Origin of the sequence: Pseudomonas sp. SED1 (assembly GCF_034044025.1) — a bacterium.
Lineage (GTDB): Bacteria > Pseudomonadota > Gammaproteobacteria > Pseudomonadales > Pseudomonadaceae > Aquipseudomonas.
Window position 1 is genome coordinate 1 of the sequence record NZ_JAXCIS010000193.1, and the last position, 2817, is coordinate 2817.

Sequence of the window (2817 nt, forward strand, 5' to 3'; positions counted from 1 at the left end):
TCATGTCGAACAGTGATCAAAATGTGGGAGCGGGCTTGCTCGCGAAGGGGCCCTTACAGGCGCTAGATCAATGTCTCGATACGCAACGAATTGGTCGACCCCGGCTGCCCAAACGGCACCCCCGCGGTTATCACCAACGTATCCCCACGCTGTGCCATTCCTTGTGCCTGGGCAATTTCCAGCGCCGTGGAACACACCTCATCCACCTGCCGCAGCCGATCATTCACCACCGAATGCACGCCCCACGCCACGCTCAAGCGCCGTGCCGTCGACAGGTTCGGCGTCAGGTTGAGAATCGGCACCGCCGGCCGTTCCCGCGCCGCCCGCAGGCTGGAGCTGCCCGACTCGCTGTAGTTCACCAGCACCGCCACCGGCAGGATGCTGCTGATACGGCGAATCGCGCAGCTGATGGCGTCCGATACCGTGGCATCCGCCTTGGGCCGGCTAACATCCAGTTGGGTCTGGTAGTCCGGGCCGTTTTCTACTTGCCGAATGATCTTGCTCATCATCAACACCGCTTCCAACGGGTATTCGCCGGAAGCGGTTTCTGCCGAGAGCATCACCGCATCCGCGCCTTCGGCCACCGCGTTGGCCACGTCAGTGACCTCGGCACGGGTCGGCGCCGGGGAGAAGCGCATGGACTCGAGCATCTGTGTGGCCACCACCACCGGTTTACCCAACTGACGGCAGACGCCAATGATGTCCTTCTGGATTTGCGGCACGCTCTCCGCCGGCACTTCCACCCCCAGGTCCCCTCTGGCGACCATGATCGCGTCGCTCAACTCGGCGATTTCCCGCAGGCGCTGCACCGCCGACGGTTTCTCGATCTTGGCCATCAGGAACGCCTTGTCACCGATCAACTCGCGGGCTTCGCGAATATCTTCCGGGCGTTGCACAAACGACAGCGCCACCCAGTCCACACCCAGTTCCAGGCCGAAGCTGAGGTCGCGGCGGTCCTTGGGGGTCAGCGGGCTGAGTTCCAGCAACGCCTGGGGCACGTTCACGCCTTTGCGGTCCGACAGTTCGCCGCCATTGAGCACGGTGGTGTCGATGGCGTCGGCGTGCTTGGTGATCACCCGCAGGCGCAGCTTGCCGTCGTCCAGCAGCAGGTCCATGCCGGGCTTCAGGGCCGCGATGATTTCCGGGTGCGGCAGGTTGACCCGCCGCTGGTCACCGGGTGTCGGGTCCAAGTCCAGGCGCAGGGCCTGGCCGCGAATCAGTTGCACCTTGCCTTCGGCAAAACGCCCGACCCGCAGCTTCGGGCCTTGCAGGTCCATGAGGATGCCGAGGGGATAGTTGAGCTGGCGCTCCACCTGGCGAATCCACTGGTAGCGCTGGGCGTGATCGGCATGATCGCCATGGCTGAAGTTCAGCCGGAAGATGTTCACCCCGGCTTCCACCAACTCGCGGATGTCGTCGATGCTGTCGGTGGCGGGGCCCAGCGTGGCGAGGATCTTGACCTTCTTGTCAGGCGTCATGTTCAGGGGACTCTCTTTCAGGGCTCTCTAGAATCAGAATGGCGCGAAAATCGTTGACGTTGGTGCGGGTCGGCTCAGTGATGATCAAGCCGTCGAGGGCCGCGAAGTAGCCGTAGCCATTGTTGTTGTCCAGCTCATCGCGGGCGCTCAAGCCCAGGGCTTCGGCGCGAGCGTAGCTGGTGGGTGTCATGATTGCGCCGGCGTTGTCTTCGGAGCCGTCGATGCCGTCGGTGTCACCCGCCAGGGCGTAGACGCCGGGCAGGCCCTTGAGGCTGTCGGTGACGCTCAGCAGGAATTCGGGATTGCGTCCGCCACGGCCGTTGCCGCGCACGGTCACGGTGGTTTCACCGCCAGAAAGGATCACGCAAGGCGCCGCCAACGGCTGGCCGTGCTGGATGATTTGCCGGGCGATACCGGCGTGCACCTTGGCCACGTCTCGGGCTTCGCCTTCCAGGTCGCCGAGGATCAGCGGGCTGAAACCGGCCTGGCGGACTTTCACCGCCACGGCTTCCAGGGATTGCTGCGGGCGCGCGATCAGCTGGAAATGGCTGCGGGCGAGCACCGGGTCGCCGGGCTTGACGGTTTCCGACTCCGGGCTTTGCAGCCAGGTGCGTACGGACGCCGGGATTTCAATCTGGTAGCGCTTGAGGATCGCCAACGCCTGTTGCGAGGTGCTCGGGTCGCCGACGGTGGGGCCCGAAGCGATGACGGTGGCCTGGTCACCCGGCACATCGGAAATCGCATAGGTGTAGACCGTGGCCGGCCAGCTGGCCTTGGCCAAGCGACCGCCCTTGATCGCAGAGAGGTGCTTGCGTACGCAGTTCATCTCGTCAATGGCAGCGCCGGATTTGAGCAGGGCTTTGTTGATCGCTTGCTTGTCCGCCAGGGTGATACCGGCGGCCGGAAGGGCGAGCAGCGCAGAGCCACCGCCGGAGAGCAGGAAGATCACGCGGTCGTCTTCGCTGAGGTTGCTGATCAGTTCCAGCACACGTTTTGCTACGGCCTGGCCTGCGGCATCCGGCACCGGGTGCGCGGCTTCGACCACTTCGATTTTCTTGCAGGGCGCGCCGTGGCCGTAGCGGGTGACCACCAGGCCTGTGACTTCGCCTTGCCAGCCGTTTTCCACCACCAGCGCCATGGCGGCGGCGGCTTTGCCGGCGCCGATTACGATGACGCGGCCGCTGCGGTCGGCGGGCAGATAGGGTTCGAGGACTTGCCGGGGGTGGGCGGCGTCGATGGCTGTGGCAAACAGCTCGCGAAGCAGGTGTTGCGGATCGACCGACATAAGCGGGCTCCCGGGGATTCTTGTTATTAGGGGTGACTCAAATTCGATGTGAAA

Annotated in this window: 2 protein-coding genes; both read right to left on the reverse strand. The window is 64.3% G+C overall.

What is annotated here, in order from left to right; genetic code table 11:
- Positions 1 to 62 precede the first annotated feature (62 nt).
- Complete coding sequence (gene pyk, locus SNL23_RS25140) at positions 63 to 1478, reverse strand: pyruvate kinase (protein WP_076015200.1); 1416 nt, start codon at positions 1476 to 1478, stop codon at positions 63 to 65.
- Positions 1468 to 2763: a glycerate kinase type-2 family protein gene (locus tag SNL23_RS25145; RefSeq protein ID WP_318303941.1), complete on the reverse strand. Its 1296-nt coding sequence runs from the start codon at positions 2761 to 2763 to the stop codon at positions 1468 to 1470. Before SNL23_RS25145 ends, pyk begins: the two co-directional genes overlap by 11 nt.
- Between the last annotated feature and the right edge of the window lie 54 nt (positions 2764 to 2817).

What these genes read in the sequence shown, in the direction of transcription:
- SNL23_RS25145 (WP_318303941.1), bottom strand. Translation starts at nt 2,763, where the DNA reads ATGTCGGTCGATCCGCAACACCTGCTTCGCGAGCTGTTTGCCACAGCC.
- pyk (WP_076015200.1), bottom strand. Translation starts at nt 1,478, where the DNA reads ATGACGCCTGACAAGAAGGTCAAGATCCTCGCCACGCTGGGCCCCGCC.